Annotated in this window: 14 protein-coding genes and 1 pseudogene; 10 read left to right on the top strand and 5 right to left on the bottom strand. The window is 41.0% G+C overall.

The window, feature by feature from the left end; all coding sequences use genetic code 11:
- Positions 1 to 330: 330 nt before the first annotated feature.
- From FK178_RS05380 to FK178_RS05360, 5 genes are all read right to left on the bottom strand, one after another.
- Positions 331 to 753 (bottom strand): Fur family transcriptional regulator, encoded by a 423-nt coding sequence (locus FK178_RS05380; RefSeq protein WP_146831785.1) that lies wholly within the window; start codon positions 751 to 753, stop codon positions 331 to 333.
- Positions 754 to 770: 17 nt separating this feature from the next.
- The gene (locus tag FK178_RS05375) at positions 771 to 1,109 is read right to left on the bottom strand and encodes a P-II family nitrogen regulator (protein ID WP_146831782.1); all 339 of its coding nucleotides are present in this window, start codon (positions 1,107 to 1,109) and stop codon (positions 771 to 773) included.
- 98 nt (positions 1,110 to 1,207) lie between these two features.
- Entirely contained in the window at positions 1,208 to 2,440 is a 1,233-nt protein-coding gene (locus tag FK178_RS05370; protein WP_146831779.1) for an efflux RND transporter periplasmic adaptor subunit, read from the bottom strand.
- Between the two features lie 32 nt (positions 2,441 to 2,472).
- Positions 2,473 to 6,945 carry a CusA/CzcA family heavy metal efflux RND transporter gene (locus tag FK178_RS05365; protein ID WP_146831777.1) on the bottom strand — a complete coding sequence of 1,491 codons (4,473 nt, stop codon included), beginning with the start codon at positions 6,943 to 6,945 and terminating at the stop codon, positions 2,473 to 2,475.
- 91 nt (positions 6,946 to 7,036) lie between these two features.
- Entirely contained in the window at positions 7,037 to 7,429 is a 393-nt protein-coding gene (locus tag FK178_RS05360; RefSeq protein WP_146831774.1) for a hypothetical protein, read from the bottom strand.
- 400 nt (positions 7,430 to 7,829) lie between these two features.
- On the opposite strand from FK178_RS05360, the gene FK178_RS05355 reads away from it, so the two are divergent.
- The 10 genes and pseudogenes from FK178_RS05355 (at position 7,830) to FK178_RS05310 (ending at position 16,001) form a co-directional block, all read left to right on the top strand.
- On the top strand, positions 7,830 to 8,201 hold the full coding sequence (locus FK178_RS05355) for an ArsR/SmtB family transcription factor (RefSeq protein ID WP_146831771.1): 372 nt from the start codon (positions 7,830 to 7,832) through the stop codon (positions 8,199 to 8,201).
- A gap of 1 nt (position 8,202) precedes the next feature.
- On the top strand, positions 8,203 to 8,811 hold the full coding sequence (merTP, locus tag FK178_RS05350) for a mercuric transport protein MerTP (protein ID WP_146831768.1): 609 nt from the start codon (positions 8,203 to 8,205) through the stop codon (positions 8,809 to 8,811).
- Positions 8,812 to 8,826: 15 nt separating this feature from the next.
- Positions 8,827 to 10,173, top strand: coding sequence for a dihydrolipoyl dehydrogenase family protein (locus tag FK178_RS05345; protein WP_146831765.1), 1,347 nt, complete (start codon positions 8,827 to 8,829; stop codon positions 10,171 to 10,173).
- Positions 10,174 to 10,193: 20 nt separating this feature from the next.
- Complete coding sequence (locus FK178_RS15630; RefSeq protein WP_146831763.1) at positions 10,194 to 10,403, top strand: GDCCVxC domain-containing (seleno)protein; 210 nt, start codon at positions 10,194 to 10,196, stop codon at positions 10,401 to 10,403.
- Between the two features lie 63 nt (positions 10,404 to 10,466).
- The gene (locus FK178_RS05335) at positions 10,467 to 10,835 is read left to right on the top strand and encodes a metal-sensitive transcriptional regulator (RefSeq protein WP_146831760.1); all 369 of its coding nucleotides are present in this window, start codon (positions 10,467 to 10,469) and stop codon (positions 10,833 to 10,835) included.
- A 180-nt stretch (positions 10,836 to 11,015) separates the two neighbouring features.
- Positions 11,016 to 11,285 (top strand): thioredoxin family protein, encoded by a 270-nt coding sequence (locus FK178_RS05330; RefSeq protein WP_146831757.1) that lies wholly within the window; start codon positions 11,016 to 11,018, stop codon positions 11,283 to 11,285.
- Positions 11,286 to 11,840: 555 nt separating this feature from the next.
- Entirely contained in the window at positions 11,841 to 12,257 is a 417-nt protein-coding gene (locus tag FK178_RS05325; protein ID WP_146831754.1) for an HYC_CC_PP family protein, read from the top strand.
- 116 nt (positions 12,258 to 12,373) lie between these two features.
- Positions 12,374 to 12,608: pseudogene (locus FK178_RS05320) on the top strand (hypothetical protein); the annotation flags it as partial.
- 297 nt (positions 12,609 to 12,905) lie between these two features.
- The gene (locus FK178_RS05315) at positions 12,906 to 15,311 is read left to right on the top strand and encodes a multicopper oxidase domain-containing protein (protein ID WP_146831751.1); all 2,406 of its coding nucleotides are present in this window, start codon (positions 12,906 to 12,908) and stop codon (positions 15,309 to 15,311) included.
- A 69-nt stretch (positions 15,312 to 15,380) separates the two neighbouring features.
- Positions 15,381 to 16,001: a DUF3347 domain-containing protein gene (locus tag FK178_RS05310; protein ID WP_146831748.1), complete on the top strand. Its 621-nt coding sequence runs from the start codon at positions 15,381 to 15,383 to the stop codon at positions 15,999 to 16,001.
- The last annotated feature ends 3 nt before the right edge of the window (positions 16,002 to 16,004 follow it).

The raw sequence follows: 16,004 nt of genomic DNA, 5'->3' as shown, positions 1-16,004 counted from the left end.
AAAAGGAGATTTATCAAGATTTGATCTTCATCATTAAAGTTAAATACCTTCTGATAACTTTCTTGGAGGTATGTCCACCAACTTTTGTCCCCCTCTAAATAGTTAATTTGAAGGGAAAAGACCAGCGGTTGCACTATAAAAATTCCTAAGACCACACCTACTAGAATCGTAATAAAAATCTTTCGCCTCCTCATAATTTCTTGTGTTTTGGGTTGCCTGCTTTTTTAATGGTAACTGTTCCGGCAAACTCCTTCTTCTTCAGAAATTTTTACTTTGCTCAAACTTATTTTAGATGATTACCAAGTCTGGAACATTTAGTATCATCTGAACTCAACTTGATCCAACATTGCACTTACTGCAAATCCCCGTAATAACCAGATTGGCGTCTATTGCTTCAAACCCTGCGGGCAAAGTAATATGTGGAATTTTTTGTTCCGTAAGGCACACTGTCTCGTCACAGCTATTACAGTGAAAGTGCAAATGGAGGTCGTTGTCAATTTCGCATTCACAATTTTCTTGACAAAGGGAATATTTTATTACGCCCGTTCCATCTTCGATCTTATGCACGATCCCTTTTTCCTCAAATGTTTTTATAGTACGAAATAGGGTGCTCCTTTCAGAATTTTGAAAATCTTTTTCAAGTTCCCCAATACTTAATGCTACTTCTGAATCTGTAAAACGATTTAAGACCAACAAGCGCATAGCGGTGGGTCGTATCTCTTTGCTTTCAAGTTTTTTTATTAATTCTTCCATTCCTGAACAAAACAGTTTTACAATTCATGTCTTTTGATAGATTTTCCCGTCTTTATTTGAAAGGCATCTTCGATATCAGAAACGTAGATGATCCCGTCGCCCGGGTTCATTGTCTTTCCATTTTCGACTATGATATCTATGGCTTTTTGTGCTTCTTCATTCTGGCACACCAGTTCCAATTTCACTACGGGACTATCTGTAATATGGAAATCAAGAGAGGGGCTTGCTCCTTTATCTTTAAAGGCCCCGGTCCCTTCCCCCTGAGAAAGGGTCATACTTTTAAATCCTGATTCACTAAGAGCTTCAATAACTTTTTGAACCCTCTTGGGTTTGACAAACGCTTTTATTTCTTTCATTTATTAAAATTTTTATTGATCTAATTTTATTAAAAACCCGGCCTGCCATAAATTAAGACAAACAATTGCGGACAAGCCAGGTTCCAAAATAACTTGTTTTAATGGCCATGGGAGGTCTGGCTTTTCTTCATTTCGGAGATCAGGTAGTAGGCATTGTTCCAGGCCAATAGTGCACCTTCAGGTAAAGGCTGCAATAATTTAATTTCTGTCCAGCCTTCATTTACTTCTCCCGTGATCACCTCCACCGGCTTAAACGACCATTCGGTTTCCCCGTCTTCCTCGTGCTTTTCAGCAATGAAGATGTAGGATTTTCCCTCTTCCTCAATAATGGCCTCCTCCGGCAAAGCCGTCACCTCCGTACCGGCGCCTGTAATAATCCTTCCGTTGATGTACATGCCAGGAACAAGGTTTTCTGTATCCTCCTGTATCTCTGCATGAACGTGCACAGCCTTAGGATTCTGTTCAAACTTTTTACCGACGGAATAAATTTTAGCAGTATAGGTCTTACCAGGTATGGATTCCATTTGAAGTAAAACCTTTTGTCCTTTTTTTATTTTGTAAACATCCTTTGCAAATACCATTAAATCGGCATGCACATGTTCCGTATTGATCACTTCGAAAAGCTCGGTTTGAGGATCAACATATTGTCCTATCTGTACACTAACATCTTCAATGTTCCCCTGGATTGGACTTACCACAGGTATATTCTCAGTAATATTTCCTTCTCGTATCGATGCAACATTTAGGTTTAACCGTCTTAGCTGTGACTCCAGACCTTTTACTTCTGCCTGTACAACACGATAATCGGCCTGCGCCTGTTGAAAAAGTTTGCCTGAACCTACTTCTTGTTCATAGAGCCTTTGTTGGCGATTAAATTCTTGCTCCAGATTCTGCATACGACTGTAAGCTGTCATATAATCGGTTTGAAGCCTGGTGAGGTTGGGGTGAGAAAGATACGCCAGGGTTTGGCCTTTTCTAACTTCATCCCCCTCAATAACTTCAATAGAAGTAATGTTGGCTCCTAGTATAGCGGTCACGGTGGCCTCATACTGGGGTGGCACTTCCAGTTCTCCTGTGGTTTCAACTACGTCTGAAAGGGGCCTGGTGGGCAGGGTATCTATTTTTATGCCCAGGCTGTTGAACTTGAGGCTGGAAAGATGCACTTCTCCCAATCCGCCTTCTTCTCCTTCTTCATCTTCTTCATGACCGGCTTCTTCCGTAGCAAGGTCTTCGCCGGTTCCGGTAGCTTCTTCGCCTTCTCCGCCGTTGCACGAAGTAAGGATCGATACCATAATGAGCAGTGTGAACAGTTTTATGATGTGCTTTTTCATTTTTATTTTCTTTGTCTATTATTAAATTATTTTTAATCGGAATTATTCAGATAATATTCGAGTTGAGAGCGGCTGTCGAGATAACTACCAAATGCCTGCCATGCATCAACCTCTATACGCACGGCATCGCGGAGGTTTTGTAGAAAAGTCACATAATCAATCGCCCCTTCGCGGTAGGCAATGATGGCTCCTTGTCGTTGTTCGCGAGCCAAGGGAAGCGCCTCCTCCTGGTAATATGTCCAGGAATTAAGCCATTTCAGGTATTGTTCGCGGACCTCAGAATAAGCTGTCTTTAGTTCCAACTGCGTCTGCTGTAAGTTTGCCTCGGCTATTTCCCGGTCTACCCTGGCCGATTGTGCTCTGCCTAATTCCGGTCCGAAAAACAAGGGAATGCTAATTCCTACCTGATATTGGTAGAAGTCCGCTTGGCCGTCAATCTTCTGCCTTCCATACTGCGCCTGAAATTTTGGCAAAAACTGCGATCGCCTTTCCCTTACGGTTGCATTGGCTACATCCACCCTTTGTTCATACACATTGAGCAGAGGATGATTATCAAGGGGTCGCAGTAAATCGCTTATAGGCTCGTCTAACTGATCGGCAGGAACATTTGGCACCGTGTAAAGCGTGTCACTGGCAAACCACAGGTTGAATCGCTGGAGGGCACTAAGGTAGTCCCGATAAGCCTGCTCTTTTTGTATTTCTACCTCATTGCCCTGGTTGGCAGTAGCTAAATACTCAAGCCTGGAAATAGCCTCGGTTTCCAGCCTGATTTGTGCCGCTCTTTCAATATCGGTAAATACGGAATCCAACTGTTCAAAAACCTGGTACTGGTTTTTAGCCGCATACACCGAAGCCCATGCCTGGCTCACCTCCAGCTCCACCTCGAGCACGGAAAGACCAAGGGCTTCTTCTGCAAGAGCTACTCTTTCCTTCTGCAACTTCAGGCGCGGAGCAATACCGAAGATGTCGATATTCTGTTGCTGAACTCCGATTTGTGTATAGACTCCAAGGTCAGTATTATTCGAGCCATTGCTAATTTCTTCCGCTCCTGTAAAGACCTGCGTGTTACCAAGATCCCAAGCCGTTTTCTTTAAAGCCTCCTGGCTTTCTATCTCCAATACAGCGGCTCTTATTCTTGGAAAAGCTTCTATTGCCCGTTCCTGTGCCTCTTCTAAAGTGAGACTTGGTAAAGAATCCTGTACCCCCACCATTTCTTGCTGCACTGGCAACGTATCCTGCAGTGGGTTTGTTTCTTGTGCCTGTGCAGATGTACTTAAACCTAAAAGGCTTCCGACAGAAAACAACGCCACCAATATTGCCGGAGCTGGTACCAAGCCATTATTATTATTATTTCTTCTGTTTTTCATATTTTCTATTAAAGTATAAAGGACTGGCAACACCACAAGGGTGAGAAGGGTAGCTGTAAGCATACCTCCAATAACCACCGTAGCTAAGGGGCGCTGAACCTCTGCCCCGGCCGAAGATGAAAACGCCATTGGCATAAAGCCTAAAATATCGGTTACAGCTGTAAGCATGATCGGCCTTATACGTTCTTTGGTACCAATGAGAATCCTGTCCCTAATATTGGTTACCCCTTCTTCTTTAAGGGAGTTGAAACGGTTCACCAATACCAATCCGTTAAGAACAGCCACCCCAAAGAGCACGATAAATCCTACCCCTGCCGAAATACTGAAAGGCATATCTCGTAGCCAGAGGGCAAAAATACCCCCAATGGCCGCTAATGGAATGGCCATATAAATCATAATAGACTGCGAGAATGAGCCCAGGGCAAAATAAAGCAGCACGAATATCAGGAAGAGTGCGATAGGAACCACAATAATCAGGCGATCTTTGGCACTTTGAAGGTTCTCAAACTCACCGCCATAAGAAATGTAATAACCGGGAGGTAAATCCAGTTCAGCATCCAATTTACCCTGAATGTCATTTACAACCGACTCCACATCACGGCCCCTCACATTTACCCCAACGTATGTTCTGCGATAGGTGTCGTCCCTGGAAATTTGCATTGGTCCGGGTATATAACTAATTTCGGCTATTTCATTAATCGGAATTTGGGTACCATCTGGCAGATCAATGTATAAGGTCCGTATGTCTTCAATACTCTGACGGTGCTCTTCATCAAAGCGAACTACCAGGTCGAAACGCCTTTCTCCTTCAAAAACCACTCCTGCCACTCCGCCTGCAAAAGCGGTATTTATATATTCATTTATTTTTTGAATATCAAGCCCGTACTGTGCTAACTTGTCCCGATTGTAACGTACCGTCATTTGCGGGAGACCAGAAGTTCTCTCTGCATTTACATCTCCTGTTCCGGGTACGGTTTGAATAATCTCTGCCATTTCCTGAACCTTAGTGGATAGAACTTCTAAATCCTCGCCATAGAGTTTTACCGCAATATCTTCTCGTACTCCTTCCAATAGCTCATTAAACCTTAGCTCTATAGGCTGGGTAAAAACCAAATTGACACCTGTGAGATTTTTGTTTAGCAAGTCCCGGATTTGTTCGATAAGTTCCTCTTTTGTCTCAGCAGAAACCCATTTGTCCCTGTCTTTTTCCAGTATTAAGTACATGTCCGCAATATCCATCGGCATGGGATCGGTAGGAATATCCGCCACCCCAATACGGGCTGTTGCAGTCTCTATTTCCGGGAAATTGTCCAACAGTAAGGTCTCAATTTTTTTAGAGACTTCAATAGATTCATTTAATGAACTACCTGGACGGATTAAAGCTTGCATCGCAATGTCCCCTTCATCAAGCTGCGGAATAAATTCTCCCCCCATTGTGGAAAAAATGTATCCTGCAGCCCCTAATAAAATGACAGCTCCAATGATCACCGCTGCTTTGAGGCGAAGGGAAGCTTTTAAAAGCGGAAGGTAGGCACGATGAATGCCACCAATAATTTTATCACTGACTTTTTCCAGCCAGCGTTCTAACTTGCCATACCAGTTTTTCTTGTTTTCAATCGGCTTCATAAACAATGCAGACATCATCGGAACGTAGGTGAGGCACAAGATAATGGCACCTATCATTGCAAAACCAAAAGTGTAGGCCATTGGCTTGAACATTTTGCCTTCCACTCCTGTCAGGAACAAAATGGGCGCAAACACGATAAGGATGATAACCTGGCCGAAAAATGCAGACCCCATCATAGTACTTCCGGAGTCGTAAGCGACCTCATCCATGACAGCCTGATTAAATTTGACTTTTCCGGCTTTGATCCTTTTATGGATTTCATAAACGGCGCCTTCTATGATAATAACCGCCCCGTCAATGATTATCCCGAAGTCAATGGCACCCAGGCTCATTAAGTTTGCCCAAACTCCAAACTGCTTCATCAGAATGAAGGCAAAAAGTAAGGAAAGCGGAATGGTCGTAGCAGTTATTAGCCCTCCACGCAAACTCCCCAACAGGAATACCAATGCGAAGATTACGATCAAAGCACCTTCCAGCAGGTTTTGGGTTACGGTATCAGTTGTTCTGCCAATAAGGGCACTTTGGTCAATGATAGGCCTTATTTCTAGTCCTTCCGGCAAGGATCCTTCTACCTCCGCCATCCTTTCCTGGACCCTCTGTATCACTGCATTAGGGTTGGAACCTTTCAGCATCATAATAATACCTCCTACGGCTTCTTCTCCATCTTGAGTAAAAGCACCATAACGCACCTGACTTCCGAAACTCACTTCTTCGGCTATATCCCCAATGGTAACAGGAGTGCCATTTTCATTGGTAACAACTATTTTCCTGATGTCATCTAAGGACTGGATGAGGCCTTCTCCACGAATGAAGTTGGACATTTTGTTCTTTTCTATATAGGCTCCGCCGGTATTTACATTATTCCTGGCCAGGGCCTCATACACCTGGGAGATGCTTACATCCAGCGCATTTAATTTCTCAGGGCTAATAGCTACTTCGTACTGCTTGATGTATCCCCCAAAAGAATTTATTTCGACAACTCCTTCAAGAAGTGTCAACTGTCTCTTGATTATCCAATCCTGAATGCTTCGGAGCTCCGTAGGAGTATACTCCTCTTCATAATCTGGTAGCGGCTGAACGGTATATTCATATATCTGTCCTAGCCCAGTAGATATAGGCCCCATAGTGGGGCTGCCAAAGTTTTCGGGAATGGTTTCCTGCAGCTCGGTCAATTTTTCCTGAACCAGCTGCCGGGGCAAGTAGGTGCCCATATCATCTTCAAAGACGATGGTTACCACCGAGAGTCCGAAGCGGGAAACAGACCTTAATTCCGTCACCCCGGGCAGGTTTCCCATAGCCAATTCTACGGGATAGGTGACAAATTGTTCAATATCTTCAGTACCCAAACTTGGGGATTGGGTAATAACTTGAACCTGATTATTTGTAATATCGGGAACCGAGCCCAGGTTTACGGTCATCATGGACCAGATCCCGGCTCCAATTAAAGCCAACGTAAATAGACCCACTATAAACTTATGGTTTATAGAAAATGCTATGATCTTATTAATCATGTAAAAAAGTTTAATTCAATTATAAAAAATAGGGTAAGCCATTGAAGTGATCAATGACATTAGGATATAGGAATCCTAACAGTAAAATGAATTAAACCTGGGGTGGTTGAAAAACTGAGCCTAAACTGGCCGAAGAGAATGGGGGCTGGTAAAAAATGCTTGTCCTTTGATTCTCTGGAAGTTCAATAGAGATGAGTCCAAATTTTTCGGGACTAATAAGCGAAATTCCATGAGAACATGAATGATGGCCTTGTAATGGAAGTTCACCGTCATGAGCGTCGTTTTCGTGGTTTTTGGAGCTTTCCTGGTCTCCATAATGGTAATCTAAGAATTCAAAAAAAGTAATACCAGTATCTGCTGTTTGTTCATTATAGTGCTCAACAAGATTTGGTATTTTTAATAATTCACAACACCAATCCATTACTGGTCCCGAAGACTGGAACGAGAAAAGGAAAGACAAAATAGTGGTTGCTAGTATTTTCACATTACAAATATAAGAAAATAGTATTGCACAAGGTGTGCAAATATTAGGACCTCTAGAAAAAGCTACTTCGCAACTTTCTTTTGATGATCCATAAAAACTTATATAGGCGGGCTTATAAAAAGAAGAGCAATTACGGCTTTGGTAAAGTTAAAAAAATTATAATGAATTAAGAAACAGGACATGGAAATAAAATTTAGGTATAATTCAGCGGGACTAAAAGAAAAAATGAGACTGATATTTACCAGCCATTTGAGTGGAAGGAGTCAGATATGAGACCTGTCTATAGAATAGATTTTTCGCAACAGTTGTCCCGGAAAAAAATTCAGTATCTTTTCATTTATATTTAATAAGTTGCTTAAATAATAAATAACATATACCTTAGCAGCATTAAAAATAATTTATGAAACTTGAAATAACCTGTACACGCGCTGAAGCTAACCATACACAGCTTTTAAATTGTCAAGCAACAATTGAAAATTTGGACAACGGTTTCCAGCAAATGACAAAACTTCTGTCCATTGCCGGTAATGATGTGCGTTTAAAGATTCTCTTCCTTTTAAATATGGAGAATGAATTATGTCCCTGTGATATAGCAGACATTTTAGAAATGAGTATGCCGGCGATTTCACAACATCTCCGGAAAATGAAAGATGCCGGCTTCATTACCTCCAGAAGGGAGGGACAAACTTTGTATTATTCACTGGTAAAATCTGAAACTCAGATCTTGAATAACATCTTCACTTCAATTAAATCATTAAAAAAATCTGCTTAAAATGGATACTACTCAAAATAAATTCAATAAAGCTGCTTTAGGCGGAGTAGTAGCAGCTATAGCGGCTTCCTTATGTTGTATTGCCCCGGTTCTTGCTTTAGTCGCGGGCACGAGTGGCATGGCGACTACCTTTTCGTGGATGGAACCTTTCCGGCCGTATTTAATTGCTCTCACGGTGTTAGTTCTGGGCTTGGCCTGGTATCAAAAGTTGAGATATAGAAAAGAAGCTGAAAGTGATTGCGGATGTGCAGAAGATGAAAAACAATCTTTTTTTCAGACAAAGAAGTTTTTACTAGCTGTAACCCTATTTGCAGGGCTTATGCTGGCTTTTCCAACTTACTCCGAGGTATTTTACAGCCAACCTAACAAGGAAATTGTTTATGTCTCACAAACAAATATTGTTAAGGAGATATTTGTTGTAGAAGGAATGACCTGTGCAGGATGTGAAGCACCGGTGGAAAATAAAGTTAATAAACTTGAGGGGATTCTCTCGGTCAAGGCGAGCTATGAAAATGCCAATACGCTAGTTGAATATGACAAAACAAAAGTAGATAAGGCTGCAATTATTACAGCCATAAGCAGTACCGGCTATAAGGTAGTAGATAAGTAACCTAAAAAAAGTGAGATGAAAAAGTATGATGTATTTGTAATAGGTTCCGGAATGGCAGGAATGAATGTTGCCAATAAATGTGCTTCTAAAGGCCTTAGGGTAGGAATAACAGATGAATTACCCTATGGTGGTACCTGTGCCCTTCGTGGATGTGACCCAAAAAAGATTATGCTCGGTCCTACTGAAGCAAAACATTTAGCTCATAATTTATACGAAAAGCAAATTTCTGAAGTGCCAGCTATTTATTGGCAGGAAGCAATGAAATTCAAACAGGATTTGGTGGATGCTATGCCGCCTAAAATTGAAAAAGGCTACGAAAAAAACAAAATTGATACTTTTCATGAATCAGCAAAATTTATTTCTGAAACTCAACTGAAGGTAGGAAATGAAACTATAGAAGCCGGAAAGATCATAATAGCCACGGGTGCAAAACCGAGAAAGTTGGATATTCCGGGTGAGGAGTATGCTATTAGCAGTACAGATTTTCTCAATTTCAAAATCCTGCCATCCTCTTTGCTGTTTATTGGCGGTGGGTACATCGCTTTTGAGTTTGCACATATGGCTGCCCGTTTTGGCAGTAAAGTGACCATAATTCACAGGGGGAAAAGGCCACTGGAGAAATTTGATCCTTTTATAGTAGATCAATTAACTGAAGCTACCAGGAAGTTAGACATACAATTAATTCTGAACACCAACGTTACGGCGATTGAAGAGGCGAATGGGGCTTTTTGCGTAACCGGAAAAGGTGAAAGTGGGGAAAAGAAATGGGAGGCTGCGCAGGTGATTAATTCTGCTGGAAGGCCTCCTGCCATTTTTGATTTGGACCTGCAGAAAGCAAATATCGCCTTTGGTAAAAAAGGAGTTGAAGTGAATGAATATTTGCAAAGCACCACCAATCCAAATGTCTATGCTGCCGGGGATGCAGCAGATACAGATGGTATTCCCCTTACACCGGTTGCCGTTATGGAAGGACATATTGTAGCATCCAATATTTTAAAAGGCAACACTAAGGAACCAGATTACACCGCGATTCCCACCGTTGTTTTTACGCTGCCCACAATGGCTTCAGTAGGACTTTCTGAAAAAGAAGCCACTAAAAAAGGTCTAAACTTTAAGGTGAACAAGGATCGTGTTCCCGACTGGTTTACCGCGAAAAGGATCAATGAGAAAACTTATGCCTACAAGACACTCGTCGAGAAAGAAACCGGAAAAATTTTAGGAGCACATCTCATTGGCCCACATGCCGAGGAAGTAATAAATCTATTTGCCCTGGCTATAAAAGCCGGATTTACTTCCAAAGATTTAAAAACCATGATCCTAACCTATCCTTCATCAGGTTCAGATGTTGTATATATGGTATGATTAATTAAAATAATAAAAAAATGAATTCTTTTATAACCGAATCAACAATTACTTGTCCAAGTTGCGGACATTCCAAACAAGAAGAAATGCCAACAGATGCGTGCCAGTTTTTTTATGAATGCGTGCAATGTAAAGAGGTTTTAAAACCCAAAGAGGGAGACTGCTGTGTATACTGCAGTTACGGCTCTGTTGCTTGTCCGCCAGTTCAGGATAATATCAATTGCTGTTAAATTATCTCATAAAACTTGTGGACCACCCCAGGTCATGTTTTAAATTTGAAAAAATAAAACAAAATGATACCACGAGATTTAAGTAAAGACATCAAAACCAGGCTACAGAGCATTAATGGACAGATACATGGTCTCATAAAGATGCTTGATGAAGATATTAACCCCGATAAGATTCTTATTCAGTTTAAAGCGGCACAAAAAGGGCTGGATAAGGCTCATTTTTTATTGTTGGATGAAACTTACCGGAAAGCTTTGGCCATAAAAATTTCTGAAACCGTTGAAGCCTGCCCGGGAGATTGTGGAAATGAAGATCGCATTGAATTTATACGAAAACAATTCCCCGATTTGGAACTGGATACCCTTACTTCCAAAATGAGTGAAATAGCCGATTTACGGAAGCGAATAGAGGGGAATAGCCAAAAGAACGAGTAAGGAAAATTATCTCTTTTTTTAGGCATTAACTTATTGCCCCTCATCTCATTTTACCTTACTAAAAAGATTATTATATTTTTTGAATTTCAGTTGGAGACCACCCCTGGGTCTCCCTTACCTTTGGATTCTTCTATTATTAATAGGATATAAAAAATTATTTAATAATTAAAATTTAAAAAGATGAAACGTCAAGTAGAAATATTTACGGCCAATTGCCCCGTATGTGATCCAGTTGTAAAAATGGTTAAAGATCTCGCTTGTGATAATTGCGAGCTCACTACTTATGATTTGGTGAAACAATGTGATGATAAGTCCTGTGTTTCCAAGATAAATGAATATGGGATCAAGAATTTACCGGCAATTGCGGTAGATGGAAAATTACTGGATTGCTGCAAAGGCAATGCAATCACAAAAGAAAAACTGATTAATGCCGGGATAGGTAAAGCTTAATTTAAAGGGGCAAGGCTTATTTTTAAAAACCAATTTTCCCCACTTCTGTGTAAGCGATAAATTTTTAAACCAACTTAATTCCCAGATAATTTCTGAAATACTTAATCCGTCGTGTTCAAAATGTACTAAAGTATTTAATGGTTAACTTAATTCATTACAAATGCAACGGGTGAGGGGGTGGCCTCCAAATTTATTTTGAAGATCTTCTAGAAATTCCAATAAGAATCGGGAGATTGTTATCCAAACCTTTTTAATTTTATCGATGGAGCCCCCTGCTTCTCATCCTCAACAATTTCCCACAATGGATAGTAGCGAAATAGAGGGAAATGTGGTGAGAACCTGGTGTGAGGAACATGGTCTTTCAATGCAAATTTCCAGTACCCTTTTACCATTATAAGATGATATAAATGGAATACTCCGTTGTTCGCTTTTATTTTAACGCCACTACTACACATCACTTTCAGTCTTTACAATTCCAAAAATTTGAATGTTTTTTCCACGAAAGTGAAAGAAATGAGATCATTACGATAGTAAAAATCCTTATCTTTGTGCTTCATGAAAAAAGCTTTTCATAATATTGTTTCTGTAAGTATGGCACTTTTGGTGTTGTTCTCTACCTCTTCCTTTACGGTGGACAAACATTTTTGTGGAAGTATATTAATGGATATGGCTATATTTTCTGAGGCCGAAAGTTGCGGAATGGAAATGCACGAACATTCCGATACAACTGAGGATTCTGTAGATCAGGAATTTTGCTGTGAAAATCAAAAAATAGCGATTGAAGGACAGGATGAATTAAAAGCTTCTTATAATTCGCTTGATTTTGACCAACAGCTCTTTCTTGCCACTTTTACCTATTCTTATATTAATCTTTTTAAAGGCCTTCCCTTACAGGCAAGTCCTTATAAAAATTACACCCCACCCTTACTGGTTTCCGATATTCAGGTGCTGGACCAGGTTTTTCTTATTTGATTATTTAATGAATTCGGCTAATCAGGAATAATTCTGATAATGCTTCCTTTGCTATGCGCCATTTGGGGCATCTCATTTTTTTCCGAAGGATCAATTTCATTAAATAGCATTTGAGAATGTTCAATAAATTCATAAAATATTTTCTTTACAACCGGCTGGTCACTATCCTGCTGCTTATCTTCATGATCGGCTGGGGGCTTGTGACAGCTCCGTTTAACTGGGATCTGGGCTTTCTGCCCAGCGATCCTGTCCCGGTAGATGCTATCCCCGATATAGGGGGAAATCAGCAAATCGTTTTTACCGACTGGCAGCCGTTTCCCGCAGGATATTGAGGACCAGATCACATATCCTACTCCTGCCCATTGGCAGGCACAAAAAAGCATACTTTGAAAATTGACAAGTTTATGAAAGGAGATAGAAAGTTCAGGAGAGAACAAAAGAAAAAAGAAAATCTGCGGGGTCCAAAGTAACTAAAAAAGATAAGTTATATGCTTTTCTTATTATTTTAGGTCTTTTTCTGGCGGCAGTATTTGTAGTTTTATGGCTTGCGTTATAAACATCCGGAAAAGATTCTTAAAAGTGGTACCGGTTTTAAGAAAGGAATAAGATTGAATGAAAGTTGATTAAAAAATATAAATAAACTCAGTTATGAAAAAACTCGGCGCTTTAATAGGATTTATAGGAATTACATGGGGAATGTTTCCCCAGCAGCAACAACAATCTGTTGAAGGAAATGTTGATAATCTACCGGTAAGGGAATATAACATAACCATAGATCAGGAGGAAGTAAAAATAGGCGGAAAGAAGAAAATGGGAATGACCATTAACGGCAGTATTCCAGGTCCTACCTTAAGGTTTACAGAAGGAGAGTATGCTGTAATTCACGTTAAAAATGAAATGGATGTGGAAACCTCTGTGCATTGGCACGGCCTACTGCTTCCCAATTTTTTTGACGGGGTTCCCTATCTCACAACTCCTCCTATAGAACCGGGAGAAACTTTTACTTATGAATTTGCTTTAAAGCAAGCAGGAACCTACTGGTACCATTCCCACACCGCATTACAGGAACAGAATGGAGTGTATGGTTCATTTGTTATTGAAGACCCGGAAGAGGATCTTGATTATGATTCAGAGCTCGTCCTCGTCCTGGCAGACTGGACATTTGAAAAACCTAAAAACGTCCTAAAAACCCTTAAACGAGGCAATGAGTGGTATGGGATCAAGAAAAATACCGTTGCTCCCCTTAACAGGGTGATAGCACGGGGAGCATTGGGAGCCCAGTTAAAATTTTGGAAACAGCGCATGGAAGGGATGGATATTTCAGATGTGTATTATCCTGCCTTCATTACTAATGGAGCGACGAGCCAGGAATATCCAGAGTTTGAACCGGGAGAAAGGGTAAGATTAAGAATTATTAATGCAGCTGCCTCTACCCAGTTTTGGCTGACATTTGGAGGGGAAACCCCATTATTGGTAGCTGCAGACGGACTGGACGTAGTACCTGTAGAACATAACAAAACGTTTATTGCCGTAGCTGAAACTTACGACTTTATTGTAACCATTCCAGAGAGCGGAAAACTGGAAGCTCGGGCTACTGCGCAAGACGGTACCGGCCAAACCTCGGCATTCCTTGGCCAGGGGCCAGTTGTAAGTGCACCAAATGTGCCCAAACCAGACCTAATTGGGATGATGAAACAAATGGCAGACATGGACATGAAAATGGGGGCCCCTGCAATGAAATTTAACCCGGGTAAAGAAACACCGCACGAAACGGCAGAAAAATACGGTATGCAAATGGACGGAATGGAAGGTATGGACCACGGTAAAATGGACGGAATGGATCAGGAAGGAATGAACCACGATATGAATGAGATGGATGAAATGAAAAAATCCAAAGACACGATGATGGTGGACCACGATAATATGAATGGGGAGGAGATGGAAAACATGAAGATGAATAAAGATGCTGAAGAAGAAATGGATCACGATATGGGCGATGATGGGGAAATGGAGATGGATCAGGAAATGGACATGCAAGGCGGCATGTTTTCCGAATTTAATTATGATTACCTGAAAGCCCCTGAACAAACAGATTTTTCTGAAGAGAAACCCGTTAAGGAGATCCTCCTGAATTTAACCGGTAATATGGAGCGTTATGTATGGAGTTTAAATGGTGTCCCCCTGTCTGAAGGCGATAAAATAAAAATAAAACAGGGAGAGGTGACCCGTATAACCCTGAACAACCTTACAATGATGCACCATCCCATGCATTTACATGGCCATTTTTTTCGGGTCATAAATGAACACGGTGAATACTCGCCGTTAAAACACACGGTGAATGTGGCACCTATGCAAAAAGTGGTGATTGAATTTGATGCCAATGAATATGGCGACTGGTTCTTTCATTGTCATATTCTGTACCATTTGGATTCTGGTATGGCACGTATTTTTAGTTACGATACCCCCAGGGATGAACGCCTGGAAGATCATCCCCTCAAGATCCTCACCAATACGAGCAATCACTTTTTTACCTGGGGAATGGTGGATGTCGCTTCCCATATGACGGAAATTAACCTGGTTTCATCCAACATCAGGAACCAGTTCACACTAACCGGAGAATATGGCTGGAACCAAAACATGGAGGCAGAACTTACTTATGAACGCTATTTAAACGACTGGTTTCGCGTTTTTGGTGGTGTAAATGTAGAAAACGAAAGTACCAATAGTCTGGATGAAATTGCTACTACCGCCATAGCAGGGATACGGTATTTTACCCCCTACAGGTTCAATTTGGATGTGCGCATGGACAACAAACTGCGGCCAACAATAAGCCTGAGCAGGGAAATCCTGGTCTTTCGCAGGATCGCAGTCTTTGCAGAATATGAATTCCAGGCCGACTTTGGATGGGTAAACGAACTTCCTGAAGGAGAAAACTTTAAAAAAGAAGAAGTCCTCACAGTGGGGGCCGAATATTTCCTGGCAAAAAACTTTTCAATTATGGGAAGCTATGACAACAGGTTTGGGGCCGGGGGTGGACTTAGCATAAGGTTTTAATAAAACACAAATAAGTGTATATCAATAAATAATCAGTAATAATTCATAACAATTAAAAAACCATTTAAAATGAAGAATCTAAAAGTAAACTTAGGTATTGCAATGTTAGTAATTGCAAGCCTAACAGCAGTATCCTGTAAAAACAATAATGAAGAAGGGAGCGTTGACCATTCAACCATGGACCATGAAAACATGAACGCAGATTCAGATATGATGGAAGGTGGGGCTCAACCTTCCCAGGATGTAATGGGCAGTGAAAATGAGGATTCACAAACAGGGCGTATCGTTAATGACTATTTGGAATTAAAAGATGCGCTTGTAGCCGATAATATTAAAGATGCAGCAAAAGCCGGTGAAGGCCTGGTAAAAGCTTTTGAAGAGTTTGATATGAGTGAATATGAAGAAGGGCAGCAACAAGAGTTGACGGAAATAATAGAGGATGCCAAAGAACATGCTGAACATATAACCATGAGCGATATAGCTCATCAACGGGAACATTTTGATATCCTTAGCGTTGATCTTGCAGATATGTTGGAAATCACCGGAAGCCCCAAAACTCTTTACCAACAGTTTTGCCCTATGTACAACTCCAACAAAGGTGCAATATGGTTAAGTACCAGTGAAGAAATAAGAAACCCTTATTTTGGGCAAAGTATGCTTACCTGTGGAGAGGTCCAGAAAGAAATTTAGTAC

Origin of the sequence: Antarcticibacterium arcticum, assembly GCF_007993795.1 — a bacterium.
GTDB lineage: Bacteria > Bacteroidota > Bacteroidia > Flavobacteriales > Flavobacteriaceae > Gillisia > Gillisia arctica.
The sequence above is the reverse complement of the archived record's forward strand: the minus strand, read 5'-3'. Positions and strand labels throughout refer to the sequence as shown.